This is a genomic window from Rhodococcus sp. DK176 (genome assembly GCF_038447315.2).
GTDB lineage: Bacteria > Actinomycetota > Actinomycetes > Mycobacteriales > Mycobacteriaceae > Rhodococcus_F > Rhodococcus_F jostii_A.
The window spans coordinates 4,518,684-4,532,577 of record NZ_CP118321.2 but is presented as its reverse complement, the minus strand read 5'-3'; the positions used below and the strand labels follow the sequence as shown (position 1 = coordinate 4,532,577).

The window sequence follows — 13,894 nt, the reverse complement described above, 5'->3', positions numbered from 1 at the left end:
GCGGAGCCGCTGCCTGGGGAATACCTGGACGCAGCCGGTGTTACACACCATGAAGTAGTTGAACAATCAATTACCTGAGTACGAGGAGACACCCCATGCCTGCCGTGACGGTCGACAACATCCTTGCCCTGCCGCGTATCGACGCACCCGCTCCCGGCGCCGTCGACCGCCCGGTCCGCTCGCTCACCACCGCACCCGTCGGATACGAGGGCGAAGGCTTCCCGGTGCGCCGCGCGTTCGCGGGCATCGACCTGCCCGCCCTCGACCCGTTCATCCACATGGACCAGATGGGTGAGGTCGACTACGCACCCGGTGAACCCAAGGGCACACCGTGGCATCCGCACCGCGGCTTCGAGACCGTCACCTACATGATCGACGGCATCATGGAGCACCAGGATTCCAACGGCGGCGGCGGGACCATCGGCGGCGGCGACACCCAGTGGATGACCGCGGGTGGCGGCATCCTGCACATCGAGACCCCGCCCGAGCACCTGGTGATGAGCGGTGGCCTGTTCCACGGCGTCCAGTTGTGGGTGAACCTGCCGCGCGACAACAAGATGGCCGCACCCCGATACCAGGACATCACCGGCCAGAAGGTGGCCCTGCTGTCCTCGCCGGACGGCGGCGCGCTCGTTCGCGTGATCGCCGGTGACGTGGACGGACACCACGGTCCCGGTTCCACGTACACGCCGATCAGTCTCGTCCACGCGACGATCGCACCGGGTGCGAGCCTGACGCTGCCGTGGAACCCCGAGTTCAACGCGCTCGCCTACGTCCTCGCGGGTGAGGGGCTCGTCGGTTCGGAGCGTCGTCCGATCCACATGGGGCAGACGGCTGTCTACGGACGCGGTGACACGCTGACGATCGCCGCGGCCGACACCCAGGATTCGCGGACCAAGGCGTTCGAGGTGTTCCTCCTCGGCGGCAAGCCGATCCGCGAGCCGGTCGCGATGGCCGGACCGTTCGTCATGAACACCAAGGCCGAGGTGCTGCAGGCGTTCGAGGACTTCCAGGCCGGCCGCCTGGGTTCCGTTCCCGCGGCGCACGAAACGCTCGACTGACCCCACGTGAGTGGCAAAGCGTGCCCGGGCACACAATGCCACTCACGTGCGGAAGACAGTGCGCGACAGACGGTCCGGCGTCCCACTCAGGGGCGCCGGATCTTCGCGTCGATGCGGTGGATACGCAGGTCGTCCTGCGGGATCCGGAACGTCTCGACCACCCGGACCGTCACGAGGGTGCGGCCGAACAGTCCGGCGTCGAGGAGGTAGTCGACGGTGACGTCGTCGCCGTCGACCGTCCACACACAGTCGCGGATCGCCCGGATCACCCGGTACTGAGGGCCGCCGGACAGGCTTCGGCGCAGGTGATTTCCGGAGAACGCCGTCTTCAGCCCCACCTCGTAGCGCACGGCGCGCGGCTCGATCGGCACCGAGTTGCCGTCGTGGCTGAGCAACGCGTCCAGGTAGGCCCGGGCGACATCGACCTGTGTGTTCATGTCAGTAGTCGAACATTTCGGCCGCAGCGAGCACCAGCGTTTCCGCGTCGTCGCAGCTAGGCGCGGACGCCGCCACGGACGCCGTCAGTCGATTCGTGCGTTTGTCCCGTTCGCTCACCGGACTCGACGGCAGGTTCGTGTCGAACACCGCACCCGGGTAGAAGTAGTAGTGGCATTCGCGTGTGTCCCGGAAGTACGTGAACGTCTTGCCGTCGAGTTCGACCGCTTCGGGGCCGCCGGTCTGCGACGGTTCGGGCGACAGGGCCAGTTGCACGGACGCCGCGTCGCCGCCGCGGAGAGTGAGGAGACACTCGTAGGGACGGCTGCCCGGGGTGAACGTCTCGACGCCCCGTCCGGACATCTTCTCGACCACCCGGCACGGATCCTGCTGCGCGAGAGGGATTTCCGAGCGCAACGGCACCGGGGTGCGCAGCCTGCCGGTGATCGATCCGAGCACGGTACGGGCCTCCGCGCAGTCGTCGCCGGCGGCGGAGTCACCCGTTCCGCCCGCCCCGTCGAGGTACGAGACGTGCCCCCATCGCCCCGGAGCGGTGGCGTCGTCCGCCGGCACTCCCGCAACCGGGGGCAGCGAGAAGTAGAGGGTGCACGTGCCCGGGAGTGCTCCGACCGCGGGACGCACCTCGATTCCCGCCGTCGCCTCGCCCGCACCGGTTTCTTCCGTGGGTTCGCGTTCGCCCACCGTCACCTCGACCCAGACGGGGTTGGCGGGCGTGCCGCGGGGAGGCACCAACTCGGCGTGGCACGTCGACAGATCGCCGACGGGACCGAACGCGGTGACTTGCCCGAGCGAGGCGACCAGATTTTCGTCGAGCAGTGAGCACGGGGCGATGTCGCGGGCCGCGGCGGCGGCGGCCAACTCGACGCGGCTGTGGTCGCTGACCGGCAGGCCGTAGATCGGCTCGCCGACCCCCGCCACGCTCGGCGCCCCCTCGACTACCCCGGCACACGACGCGAGCAGTACCGCAAAAAGTGCGGCCACCAGCGGTGATACCACCGTCGTGCTGCGGCCCACCGCTGTCTCCTCACTCGGACTTCGAACCCCGGCACGCGAACGATGGTGCCCGGAGTACAGTGCTGAGTATGCAGCGCGCACTCCTCCTTGGTTGCCGCGACGGGGTCTGATCCAGACTGGCTTCCCGTCGCGGGGTTTCTCGTGCGCCGGTCGACACAGCCGTTGGACTCAGAAAGTCCACATCGAATCTGGAGATCAATCCCATGTCCCCCGCTGACGCCTTTACCTCCGGAACGCGCACTATCACGCCGCCTTCCAAGCCTGCTCCCTCCGATCAGCCGGAGTGGAACACGCAGAAGAATTCGTCGATGCCGACGTTCCGCTACCGCTCCTTCTCCGAGGAAGTGGAGCCGGTGTCGCTGCCGGACCGCTCGTGGCCCGACAAGGTCATCGACCGCGCGCCGCAGTGGTGCGCTGTCGACCTCCGTGACGGCAACCAGGCGCTGATCGACCCGATGAGCCCCGCCCGCAAGCGCCGCATGTTCGAACTGCTGGTGCGGATGGGCTACAAGGAGATCGAGGTCGGCTTCCCGTCGGCGAGCCAGACGGACTTCGACTTCGTCCGCGAGATCATCGAAGACGGCGCGATTCCGGACGACGTCACCATCCAGGTACTCACGCAGTCCCGGCCGGAACTGATCAAGCGCACGTTCGAGGCCTGTGAGGGCGCGAACAAGGTGATCGTCCACTTCTACAACTCGACGTCCATCCTGCAGCGCCGGGTGGTGTTCAAGGCCGAGCGTGACGTGATCAAGAAGATCGCGACCGACGCGGCGACCCTGGCCCTCGAAGAGGCGAAGCAGTACCCCGACACGCAGTGGCGCTGGGAGTACTCCCCCGAGTCGTACACCGGCACGGAACTCGAGTACGCCAAGGAGGTGTGCGACGCCGTCACCGAGGTGCTGCAGCCGACGCCGGAGAACCCGGTGATCCTGAACCTGCCCGCCACCGTCGAGATGGCGACGCCCAACGTGTACGCCGACTCCATCGAGTGGATGCACCGCAACCTGGCCCGCCGCGACTCGGTGATCCTGTCGCTGCACCCCCACAACGACCGCGGCACCGGCGTGGCCGCCGCCGAGCTGGGCTACCAGGCCGGCGCCGACCGCATCGAGGGCTGCCTCTTCGGCAACGGTGAGCGCACCGGCAACGTCTGCCTGGTCACGCTCGGACTCAACATGTTCACCAGGGGCGTCGACCCGCAGATCGACTTCTCGAACATCGACGAGATCCGCCGCACCGTCGAGTACTGCAACCAGCTGCCCGTCCACGAGCGTCACCCGTACGGCGGCGACCTCGTGTACACCGCGTTCTCCGGCAGCCACCAGGACGCGATCAACAAGGGTCTCGACGCCATGAAGTTCGACGCCGACTCACAGGACGCGGACGTCGACGACATCCTGTGGGCGGTTCCCTACCTGCCGATCGACCCCAAGGACGTGGGCCGCACGTACGAGGCCGTGATCCGCGTCAACTCGCAGTCCGGCAAGGGCGGCGTCGCGTACATCATGAAGGCCGATCACGGGCTGGTGCTGCCGCGTCGCCTGCAGATCGAGTTCTCGCAGGCCGTCCAGCGGATCACCGACGGTGAGGGCGGCGAGGTGTCGCCCAAGGAGATGTGGGACGTCTTCCACGAGGAGTACCTGGCTCCGATCACGCCGCTCGAGCGGATGAAGCAGAAGGTCACGGCGTCCGAGGAGGACGGCGGCACCGACTCCATCACCGCGACCGTGAAGGTCGACGGCAAGGAGCACGAGATCTCGGGTTCGGGCAACGGCCCGCTCGCCGCGTTCGTCGACGCGCTCGCCACGATCGACTTCGACGTGCGGGTTCTCGACTACTCCGAGCACGCCATGTCGGCCGGTGACGACGCCCAGGCGGCCGCGTACGTCGAGTGCGCGGTGACCGCTCCCGACGGACGGAACACCGTGGTCTGGGGTGTCGGCATCGCGACGTCGATCACCACCGCGTCGTTGCGCGCCGTCGTGTCGGCGGTCAACCGCGCGCACTGACCGCTTCCCGACCCTCGCTGCCGCAGGCGCGCACCACGCGCACCTGCGGCAGCGTCGTTTCCGGCCCCGGAAAGCGACTCCCTCCGGCCGTCGGGTGACTACCCTGGTAACGGAGTCCACACCGGACCCGAACCGCCTCGGACCCTTCGGGGGGCGTCGTGAATCTGGCATTTCAACAGCATCGTCCGGTCCGTCCGTTTCCGGCCCGGCATCGCCCCAAGGGCAGCTTCTTCTACAAGATGATCACGACGACGGATCCCAAGGACCTGGGGATTCTGTACTTGATCACGTCGTTCGTCTTCTTCATGGCCGGCGGTCTGATGGCCCTGCTGATCCGCGGCGAGCTCGCCGTTCCGGGTATGCAGTTCTTGTCGAACGAGCAGTTCAACCAGCTGTTCACGATGCACGGCACGATCATGCTGCTGCTGTACGCGACGCCGATCGTGTTCGGGTTCGCCAACTACATCCTGCCGCTGCAGATCGGTGCCCCCGACGTCGCGTTTCCGCGACTCAACGCGTTCAGCTACTGGGCGTTCCTGTTCGGCGGCACCATCGCGATCGCGGGTTTCGTCACCCCCGGCGGTGCCGCGGACTTCGGCTGGACGGCGTACTCGCCGCTGACGAGCGCGCTGCATGCGCCGGGTGTCGGCGCCGATCTGTGGATCATGGGGCTTGCGTTGTCCGGTCTCGGCACCATCCTCGGCGGGGTCAACATGATCACCACCGTCATCTGCCTGCGAGCCCCGGGCATGATCATGTTCCGGATGCCGATCTTCACGTGGAACATCTTCATCACCAGCATCCTGATCCTGGTGGCGTTCCCGATCCTCACCGCAGCGCTGATGGGGCTGTTCGTCGACCGCCACCTGGGCGGCAATCTGTACGACCCGGCCACCGGCGGCGTGCTGCTGTGGCAGCACCTGTTCTGGTTCTTCGGCCATCCGGAGGTGTACATCGTCGCGCTACCGTTCTTCGGCATCGTGTCGGAGATCTTCCCGGTCTTCAGCCGCAAGCCGCTCTTCGGGTACAGCGGGCTCGTCTACGCGACGATCGCCATCGCGGCCCTGTCGATCGCCGTGTGGGCGCACCACATGTACGCGACGGGCGCGGTGCTGTTGCCGTTCTTCTCGTTCATGACGTTCCTCATCGCGGTGCCCACCGGGGTGAAGATCTTCAACTGGATCGGCACCATGTGGAAAGGGCAGCTGACGTTCGAGACCCCCATGCTGTTCTCGCTCGGCTTCCTCATCACGTTCATCTTCGGCGGTCTCACCGGCGTCATCCTCGCGAGCCCGCCGCTGGACTTCCACGTCACCGACAGCTACTTCGTGATCGCCCACTTCCACTACGTGCTGTTCGGGACGATCGTGTTCGCCACGTACGCCGGCATCTACTTCTGGTTCCCGAAGATGACCGGACGCATGCTCGACGAGCGTCTCGGCAAATGGCATTTCTGGACCACGTTCACCGGTTTCCACGGCACGTTCCTCGTCCAGCACTGGCTCGGCGCCGAGGGGATGCCGCGCCGCTACGCCGACTACCTGCCCTCGGACGGCTTCACCGTCCTCAACTCGGTCTCCACGGTGTTCGCGTTCGTCCTGGGCGCGTCGACCGTGCCGTTCGTCTGGAACGTCTTCAAGAGCTACCGGTACGGCGAGGTGGTCACTGTGGACGATCCGTGGGGGTTCGGCAACTCCCTGGAGTGGGCGACGACGTGCCCGCCGCCGCGGCACAACTTCACCGAACTGCCGCGCATCCGCTCCGAGCGTCCCGCGTTCGAACTGCACTATCCGCACATGGTCGACCGGATGCACCGCGAGGCACATGTCGGCGTGCGGGGCGCGGTGGCGCACGCGACCGAACCCGCAGGCGCCGACCCGAAGGTGAACCGCCAGTAACTTCCGCGTGAAAGTTCCCTTCCCCGAGGGCTTCTCGAGGAACCGGACGAAAACGACTCTGTGACAACGGGTTGCAGATACCTCTCCGGAGGACGCCCAGTTCGGCGAAATTCCGGCCTCATTACTCCGCCGTAGGGTCGACACGCAAGTCATTGAACGCTTGACAAGCAGATCGGGGCCTCGCAGAAGTTACGCGCGGGTACATATTTTCGACGTTATGCTCGCATTCCCCGAGCATCGGTCCCGCAATGGCGCAGGTCCGACGATCGCGTTCGGGGCGCCCCTGGAGGTAGTCAAGTGGGTTGTGCAGGGGTGCACGTGTCCGCGAAGGCGGCACCCAGTCCTCGGCGGACATGGCCTTGGCCATCGAAACACTCTGCGGATCAATGAGTTTTACGGAAACGGAGCGATAACAGATGTTCAAGCGAATAGCGATAGTCAACCGCGGCGAGGCGGCAGTCCGCCTGATTCGTGCGGTGCGCGAACTGAACGCCGAGCACAACTACGGCATCCGCACGATCGCACTGCACACCGAGGCGGAACGCCGCGCGATGTTCGTTCGGCAGGCCGACGAGGGTGTGTGCTTGCGCACAGTCAAGACCGGCACCGCCTACCTCGATCACGCCGAACTGGCCCGCGCGCTGCGCGAGAGCAAGGCCGACGCCGTGTGGGTCGGCTGGGGCTTCGTCGCCGAGGATCCCGCGTTCGTCGAGGTCTGCGAGCAGCTCGGCATCACGTTCATCGGCCCGCCCGCCGAATCGATGCGCCTGCTGGGCGACAAGGTGGAGGCCAAGCTCCTCGCCGAGAAGGTGGAGGTCCCGGTCGCGCCGTGGAGCGGCGGCCCCGTCGCCACCCGCGCCGACGCCCGCCGTCACGCCCAGGCCATCGGCTACCCGCTCATCATCAAGGCCCGCTCCGGTGGCGGTGGCCGCGGTATCCGCAAGGTGTGGTCGGAGGACGAACTCGAACTCGCGCTCGAGCGCACCCAGGGTGAGGCCCAGCGGTCCTTCGGCGACCCCGTCGTGTTCATCGAACGACTGGTTACCGACGCACGCCACGTCGAGGTACAGGTGATTGCCGACAACTTCGGCAACGTCTGGGCTCCCGGTGTGCGCGACTGCTCCATCCAGCGCAAGAACCAGAAGGTCATCGAGGAGTCCAGCTCGCCGCTCCTCACCACCGAGCAGGCGAACCATCTGCGCACCGTCTCCGCCGAGCTCGTGCGCGCCGCCGGCTACCGCGGCGCCGGCACGGTCGAGTACCTGTACCAGCCCGAGCAGAAGACGTTCACGTTCCTCGAGGTCAACACCCGCCTGCAGGTCGAGCACCCCATCACCGAGGCCACCACGGGCATCGACCTGGTGAAGCTGCAGATCCTCGTCGCCAGCGGTGAGCCGCTGGTCGGCGACTGCCCGCCCGAGTTCGGTCACGCCGTCGAGGCCCGCCTCAACGCGGAGGACGCCGCCAACGGCTTCGCTCCCGCGCCCGGCGCCGTGCAGCTGCTCAAGTTCCCGCTCGGCAGCGGTCTCCGCGTCGACACCGGCATCGCCCAGGGCGACGTCATCCCGCCCGACTACGACTCGATGGTCGCCAAGGTCATCGCCTGGGGTCGCGACCGCTCCGAGGCGCTGGCGCGTCTGCGCACCGCGCTCCGCGAGACCACGGTCGTGCTGCAGGGCGGCACCACCACCAAGTCGTTCCTGCTGGACCTGCTGGACCGCGAAGAAGTCATCTCCGCGTCCGCGGACACCGGCTGGCTGGACCGCACCGACGCAGGCACCTCCAACGTCCCGTCCCGGACCGCGGACGTCGCCCTGATCGCCGCCGCCATCGACGTCTACGACGCCGAGGAGAAGCTCGAGCGTGAGGCGTTCCTGTCGTCCGCTCGCGGTGGACGCCCCCGCGCCGGCCACGCCATCGGCCGCAAGGTGGAGCTCAGCTACCAGGGCCAGGCCTACGGACTCACCGTCACGCAGGTCGGCGCCCACAGCTACCGCGTCGACGGGGACGCCCCCGAGACCGAGGTCGAGGTCGACCGCCTCAGCGAGTTCGAGAGCCGCCTGGTGATCGGCGACCGCCGCCACCACGTCGTCTCGGTCGCAGGCCGCGCCCAGTACCTCGTCGAGGTCGACGGCATCAGCCACCAGATCAGCCAGGACGAGGCCGGCGTCGTCCGCGCACCGGCTCCCGCAGTCGTGGTCGCGGTGCCCGTGTCCGTCGGCGACGAGGTCGAGGTCGGCGCCACGCTGGTCGTCCTCGAGAGCATGAAGATGGAGACCGCGGTCCGCGCCCCCGTCGCAGGCCGGGTGCGGGAAGTTCTCGCCATGGTCAACTCCCAGGTCGACGCCGGAACGGCACTGCTGCGCGTCGAGGAGAGCTCCGAGGAGTCCACCGCTCCGAAGTCGCCGCGCGTCGAGTTCGATCTCGGTGCTCCCGCTTCGCACGGGAACACCCGGGCCGACGCCCTCGAGCAGATCGACGCACTCGCCGCACTGCTCACCGGTTACGACGTCAGCGCGAAGCGGGCCGGTGTGCTCCTCGCCGAGTACGAGAAGCTGCGCGCCGAGATCGCCGGCGACCCGGATCTCGTGCAGGCGGAGCTCGCCCTGCTGAACACGTTCGCGGACATCTGCGAGATCGGACGTAACCGTCCGACCGCCGACGAGGAGGACGGTGACGAGCGCGTCCACAGCCCGCGCGAGCACTTCCACACCTACCTCCACACCCTCGACGTCGAGCTCGAAGGCCTGCCCGAGTCGTTCACGACCCGGCTGTCGCGGGCGCTGCGTCACTACGACGTCACCGACCTCGAGCGCACCGCCGAGCTGGAGGAGGCGGTCTACCGCCTGTTTCTCGCGCAGCAACGCATGGACAACCAGGTTCCCGTCATCGCCGCCCTGCTCGATCGGTGGCTGAACGAAAAGAACGCTCCCGGCCGCGCACCCAGCGGACTCGGTGAGGTCCTGGACCGGCTGATCATCGCAACCCAGGTCCGTTACCCGGTGATCGGCAACGTCGCCCGCAACGTGCGGTTCCGGTTCTTCGACGAGCCGCAGATCCGCAAGGCCCGCGAGCAGGTCTACGACGGTGTCCGCGGCAGCCTCGAATACCTCGCCGAGCGTCCCGACGCCGCCGACTACCAGGAACGTCTCGAGGCCCTGGTCGCCACCCCGCAGTCGCTGACCGAACTCCTCGGGCAGCGGATCGCACGCAAGAGCACCACCGTCGGGCCGCTGCTCGAGGTCGTCACCCGTCGCTACTACGACATCCGCACGCTCGAGGACGTCACGTCCTTCGACCGCAACGGACGGCGTTTCGTCACCGGCAACTTCGATCTGCTCGGCGAGCGCCTCAACCTGGTGTCGGCCGTCGCCGAGTACGCCGAACTGCCCGGTGCGCTCGACGAGATCGGTGCCGTCGCCTCGGAGAACCCCGAGAACCTCGTCCTCGACCTCTACCTGTCGTGGACCGCACCGCCCGCCGACCCGAACACGATGTCCGAGGACCTGCGGAAGGCGCTGGCGGCGCTGCCGCTGGCCGCGACCTGCCGCCGGGTCACGGTGTCCGTCTTCGGCGGAACCGACGTGGACGTCCGCAAGTTCACGTACCGCCCGGACGCAGGTGTCCTCGCGGAAGAGAAGCTGATCCGGGACATGCACCCGCTCACCGGCCAGCGACTCGACCTGTGGCGCCTGAAGAACTTCGACGGCACCCGCCTCCCCGCGGTCGCCGACACGTTCCTGTTCAACCTGGTCTCGCGCGACAACCCCACCGACGAACGCCTCATCGCGCTCGCCGAGATCCGCGACATCACGCCGGTCCGCAACGAGGACGGCCAGGTCATCGGTGTTCCCGCCGCGGAACGCGTCCTGCAGTCGTGCCTCGACGGCATCCGCCGGGCGCAGGCCACGCGCGGCAGCAAGCGCAAGCTCGACGCCAACCGCGTCGTGCTGTACGTGTGGCCGAAGATCGATGTTCCGGTCGAGGACCTCGAGGCGTTCGCCCGGGTCGCGGCACCGCTCACCGCGGGCGCCGGACTCGAGGAGATCACCGTGATCGCCCGGCTCCAGGGCGAGCCCGGCACGGAGTCGCGGGAGAAGGCTCTGCGCTTCTCCTACCGCACCGGTGCAGGCGTGGTCGTCAAGGTCACCGAACCGCCGACCGAGCCGCTGCAGCCGCTCGACGCGTACACGCAGAAGGTCCGCAGCTCACGTGCCCGCGGCACCGTCTACCCGTACGAGCTGATCCCGCTGCTCACCGGCCGCGACGGCAGCTTCGTCGAGCACGACCTGGACGAGTCGGGCCAGTTGGTTCCCGTCGAGCGTCCGTACGGTCAGAACAAGGCCGGCCTCGTCGTCGGTCTGGTCACCGCCCGCACCGACCGGCATCCCGAGGGAATGACCCGTGTCGCGCTCTTCGGTGACCCGACGAAGGCCCTCGGCACCGTCGCGGAAGCCGAATGCGCCCGCCTCGTCGCCGGTGTGGACCTGGCCGAGAAGCTGGGTGTCCCGGTCGAGTGGTTCGCGCTGTCGTCCGGCGCGACGATCTCCATGGACAGCGGCACCGAGAACATGGACTGGGTGTCCCGCGGCCTGCGTCGCCTCATCACGTTCACGCAGAACGGTGGCGAGGTCAACGTGATCGTGGCCGGCATCAACGTCGGTGCGCAGCCGTACTGGAACGCCGAAGCCACGATGCTGATGCACACCAAGGGCATCCTCGTCATGACGCCGGACAGCGCCATGGTGCTCACCGGTAAGAACTCGCTCGACTACTCGGGTGGCGTCTCGGCCGAGGACAACTTCGGCATCGGTGGTTACGACCGCGTGATGGGCCCGAACGGTGAGGCGCAGTACTGGGCGCCGAACCTGCCCGCCGCGTGCGAGATCCTGTTCGCGCACTACGACCACGCGTACGTCGTTGCCGGAGAACGCTTCCCGCGCCGGGCGCAGACCAGCGACCCGATCGGGCGCGACGTGCGGTCCTTCCCGCACATCCACCCGTCCAGCGACTTCACCACGGTCGGCGACATCTTCTCCGCGGAGACGAACCCGGAACGCAAGAAGCCGTTCGACATTCGCACGGTGATGCGTTCGCTCGTCGACCAGGACCACGCGGTGCTGGAGCGGTGGGCCGACATGGCGGACGCCGACACGTCCGTCGTGTTCGACGCGCACCTCGGCGGTTACCCGGTGAGCGTCATCGGCATCGAGTCGCGGGCCATCGCCCGTAAGGGATGGTCGCCGGCCAACGGTCCCGACCAGTGGACTGCGGGAACACTGTTCCCGCAGTCGTCGAAGAAGACGGCCCGGGCGATCAATGCCGCCAGCGGCAGCCGTCCGCTCGTGGTGCTGGCCAACCTGTCCGGCTTCGACGGTTCCCCGGACTCGCTGCGGCACATCCAGCTCGAGTACGGCGCCGAGATCGGCCGCGCCATCGTCAACTTCGACGGCCCGATCGTGTTCTGCGTCGTCTCCCGCTACCACGGTGGCGCGTTCGTGGTGTTCTCCGGAGCACTGAACGACAACATGGAGGTGCTGGCGGTCGAGGGTTCGTTCGCGTCGGTCCTCGGTGGCGCCCCCGCCGCGGCCGTGGTGTTCACCCGCGAGGTCAACTCGCGCGTGGCCGCCGACCCGTCGATCCGGGAGCTCGAGGCCAACCTGGCGGGCGCCCAGAACGACGCCCAGCAGGCTCACCTGCGGGTGGAGCTGGCGGCCCAGCAGGCTGCGGTGCGCAACGAGAAGCTCGGTGAGGTCGCGGCCGAGTTCGAGGCCGTGCACAACATCCAGCGGGCACAGCGAGTCGGCTCCGTCGACGCCGTCATCCCGGCCGTCGAGCTGCGTCCGTACATCATCGGCGCGGTCGAGCGCGGCATGCGCCGGGCTGTCGAAGCAGGCAAGTAGTCCCCACCCGAACGGCCGCGGCACCTACCGGTGTCGCGGCCGTTCGGCGTTTCCGCCACCGCGGGTGGGGAGTCTGCACCGGCCGCATTTCACCTGTTTCGGATGACGCGGGTGCCCCGGCCCGGTGCGATAGTCAGCGCAGAGTGAATTCGACTGTGAATGGAGCGCTGCAATGGACTCTTTCTGGGACTTTCTCTGGGTGATCATCGTCACCTTCGGCTTCGTGGCCTACCTGATCCTGTTGTTCTCCATCATCACCGACCTGTTCCGCGACCATAAGACGTCGGGCTTGGCGAAGGCCATCTGGATCATCTTCCTGTTCTTCGTCCCCCTGTTGACCGCGCTGGTGTACCTCATCGTCAAGAGCGACGGCATGGCCCAGCGGTCGATGGCGGCCGCGCAGGAGGTGAAGCAGGCCCAGGACAGCTACATCCGTTCCGTGGCAGGCAAGTCCTCGGCCGAGCAGATCGCGGACGCGAAGGCCCTACTCGATGCAGGCACCATCACTCAGCAGGAGTACGAGACGCTGAAGGCGAAGGCGCTGAGCAGCTGAGTTCCCGATCCACAGGAAGGCCCGCCCACCCGGCGGGCCTTCGTCCGTTTCCGGCCCGATCAGTCCGCGATCCGCGCCGCGACGTCCCGGAACGCCTGCAGCACCGTCGCCACCGCGGGAACGTCGTCGGCGGCCGGCCGCCTGGCCAGCTCGTAGATGCGGGCCGCCCGCACCCCCGCGAGCGGCAACTGGACCACCGAGCGGTTCGTCACCGCATGGCGGGCCAGCAGGGCAACGCCGTGACCACCGGCGACGAGTTCCTCGATGACACGGAAGTCGTTGATGCGCATCACCACATGCGGCTGCACACCGGTCGCGGCGGCCACCGACATCAGCACGTCGTCGACGGGGAACCCACCGCGCACACTGATCCACCGCTCGTCCGCCAACTGGTCCGGGCGGACCGCATCCTGGCCGGCGAGCGGATGGCCCGGCGGCAGGATGAGGTCGATGGGTTCGCGCATCAGCCGTTCCGCCGTCACCCGCGGCGAGGACGTGTCCGGGGCCCGCTCGTCGCGATGGGTGAGGACCACGTCGTAATCGGCGAGCAGGGTGGGCACCGCGGCGGCGGGCAGGTCCTCGTCGCGCGCCTGCAGATCCACCCCACTGCCCGCGAGCGCGTCCAGCAGTCCGGGCAGCAGCAGCGCGGCACCGGACGGGAACAGCGCCACCCGCACCCGCCCGCGCGGCGAACCGCGGTAGGCGCTCATCTCCGCTGTCGCACGGTCCAGGGCGGCCACGACGTCGTCGGCGCGGACGACGAGTGCCTGACCGGCATCCGTGAGCCGCAGCCGGCGTCCGGCGGGTTCGAGCAGGGTCACCCCGGCCTCCCGCGAGAGGATCTTGAGCTGCTGCGACACCGCCGACGGCGTCATCGACAACGCCTGCGCGGTCGCCGCCACCGTCCCACGGTCCGCCAGTTCGCGCAGCACGCGCAACCGGGTCGCATCCATGTAGCAAAACTACATCGATGATGCACTTTAATGCGCTTGTCCTG

At 67.9% G+C, this 13,894-nt stretch carries 8 protein-coding genes; 5 read left to right on the top strand and 3 right to left on the bottom strand.

Going from position 1 to position 13,894, the window contains the following annotated elements:
• Nucleotides 1-95 precede the first annotated feature (95 nt).
• On the top strand, nucleotides 96-1,061 hold the full coding sequence (locus PSR88_RS21490; protein ID WP_011596688.1) for a pirin family protein: 966 nt from the start codon (nucleotides 96-98) through the stop codon (nucleotides 1,059-1,061).
• 86 nt (nucleotides 1,062-1,147) lie between these two features.
• Here the strand turns inward: PSR88_RS21490 and PSR88_RS21485 are convergent, their stop codons facing one another.
• Together PSR88_RS21485 and PSR88_RS21480 are read right to left on the bottom strand one after the other, a co-directional pair.
• The gene (locus PSR88_RS21485; protein ID WP_009477281.1) at nucleotides 1,148-1,498 is read right to left on the bottom strand and encodes a hypothetical protein; all 351 of its coding nucleotides are present in this window, start codon (nucleotides 1,496-1,498) and stop codon (nucleotides 1,148-1,150) included.
• Between the two features lies 1 nt (nucleotide 1,499).
• Entirely contained in the window at nucleotides 1,500-2,531 is a 1,032-nt protein-coding gene (locus PSR88_RS21480; protein ID WP_342338406.1) for a hypothetical protein, read from the bottom strand.
• Nucleotides 2,532-2,734: 203 nt separating this feature from the next.
• On the opposite strand from PSR88_RS21480, the gene leuA reads away from it, so the two are divergent.
• From leuA to PSR88_RS21460, 4 genes are all read left to right on the top strand, one after another.
• On the top strand, nucleotides 2,735-4,543 hold the full coding sequence (leuA, locus tag PSR88_RS21475) for a 2-isopropylmalate synthase (protein WP_009477279.1): 1,809 nt from the start codon (nucleotides 2,735-2,737) through the stop codon (nucleotides 4,541-4,543).
• A gap of 158 nt (nucleotides 4,544-4,701) precedes the next feature.
• A complete protein-coding gene (gene ctaD, locus PSR88_RS21470; protein ID WP_016884492.1) occupies nucleotides 4,702-6,441 on the top strand; it encodes a cytochrome c oxidase subunit I in 1,740 nt (579 codons plus the stop codon).
• 416 nt (nucleotides 6,442-6,857) lie between these two features.
• Entirely contained in the window at nucleotides 6,858-12,344 is a 5,487-nt protein-coding gene (locus PSR88_RS21465) for a biotin carboxylase N-terminal domain-containing protein (protein WP_016884491.1), read from the top strand.
• Nucleotides 12,345-12,516: 172 nt separating this feature from the next.
• Nucleotides 12,517-12,897, top strand: a complete 381-nt coding sequence (locus PSR88_RS21460) for an SHOCT domain-containing protein (protein ID WP_016884490.1) — start codon at nucleotides 12,517-12,519, stop codon at nucleotides 12,895-12,897.
• Between the two features lie 59 nt (nucleotides 12,898-12,956).
• Here the strand turns inward: PSR88_RS21460 and PSR88_RS21455 are convergent, their stop codons facing one another.
• Entirely contained in the window at nucleotides 12,957-13,850 is an 894-nt protein-coding gene (locus PSR88_RS21455) for a LysR family transcriptional regulator (protein ID WP_016884489.1), read from the bottom strand.
• Nucleotides 13,851-13,894 lie beyond the last annotated feature (44 nt).

Excerpts from the sequence above, each read along its gene's own strand:
- PSR88_RS21455 (WP_016884489.1), bottom strand. The coding sequence starts at position 13,850 with ATGGATGCGACCCGGTTGCGCGTGCTGCGCGAACTGGCGGACCGTGGG.
- PSR88_RS21490 (WP_011596688.1), top strand. The coding sequence starts at position 96 with ATGCCTGCCGTGACGGTCGACAACATCCTTGCCCTGCCGCGTATCGAC.
- leuA (WP_009477279.1), top strand. The coding sequence starts at position 2,735 with ATGTCCCCCGCTGACGCCTTTACCTCCGGAACGCGCACTATCACGCCG.
- PSR88_RS21485 (WP_009477281.1), bottom strand. The coding sequence starts at position 1,498 with ATGAACACACAGGTCGATGTCGCCCGGGCCTACCTGGACGCGTTGCTC.
- PSR88_RS21460 (WP_016884490.1), top strand. The coding sequence starts at position 12,517 with ATGGACTCTTTCTGGGACTTTCTCTGGGTGATCATCGTCACCTTCGGC.
- PSR88_RS21465 (WP_016884491.1), top strand. The coding sequence starts at position 6,858 with ATGTTCAAGCGAATAGCGATAGTCAACCGCGGCGAGGCGGCAGTCCGC.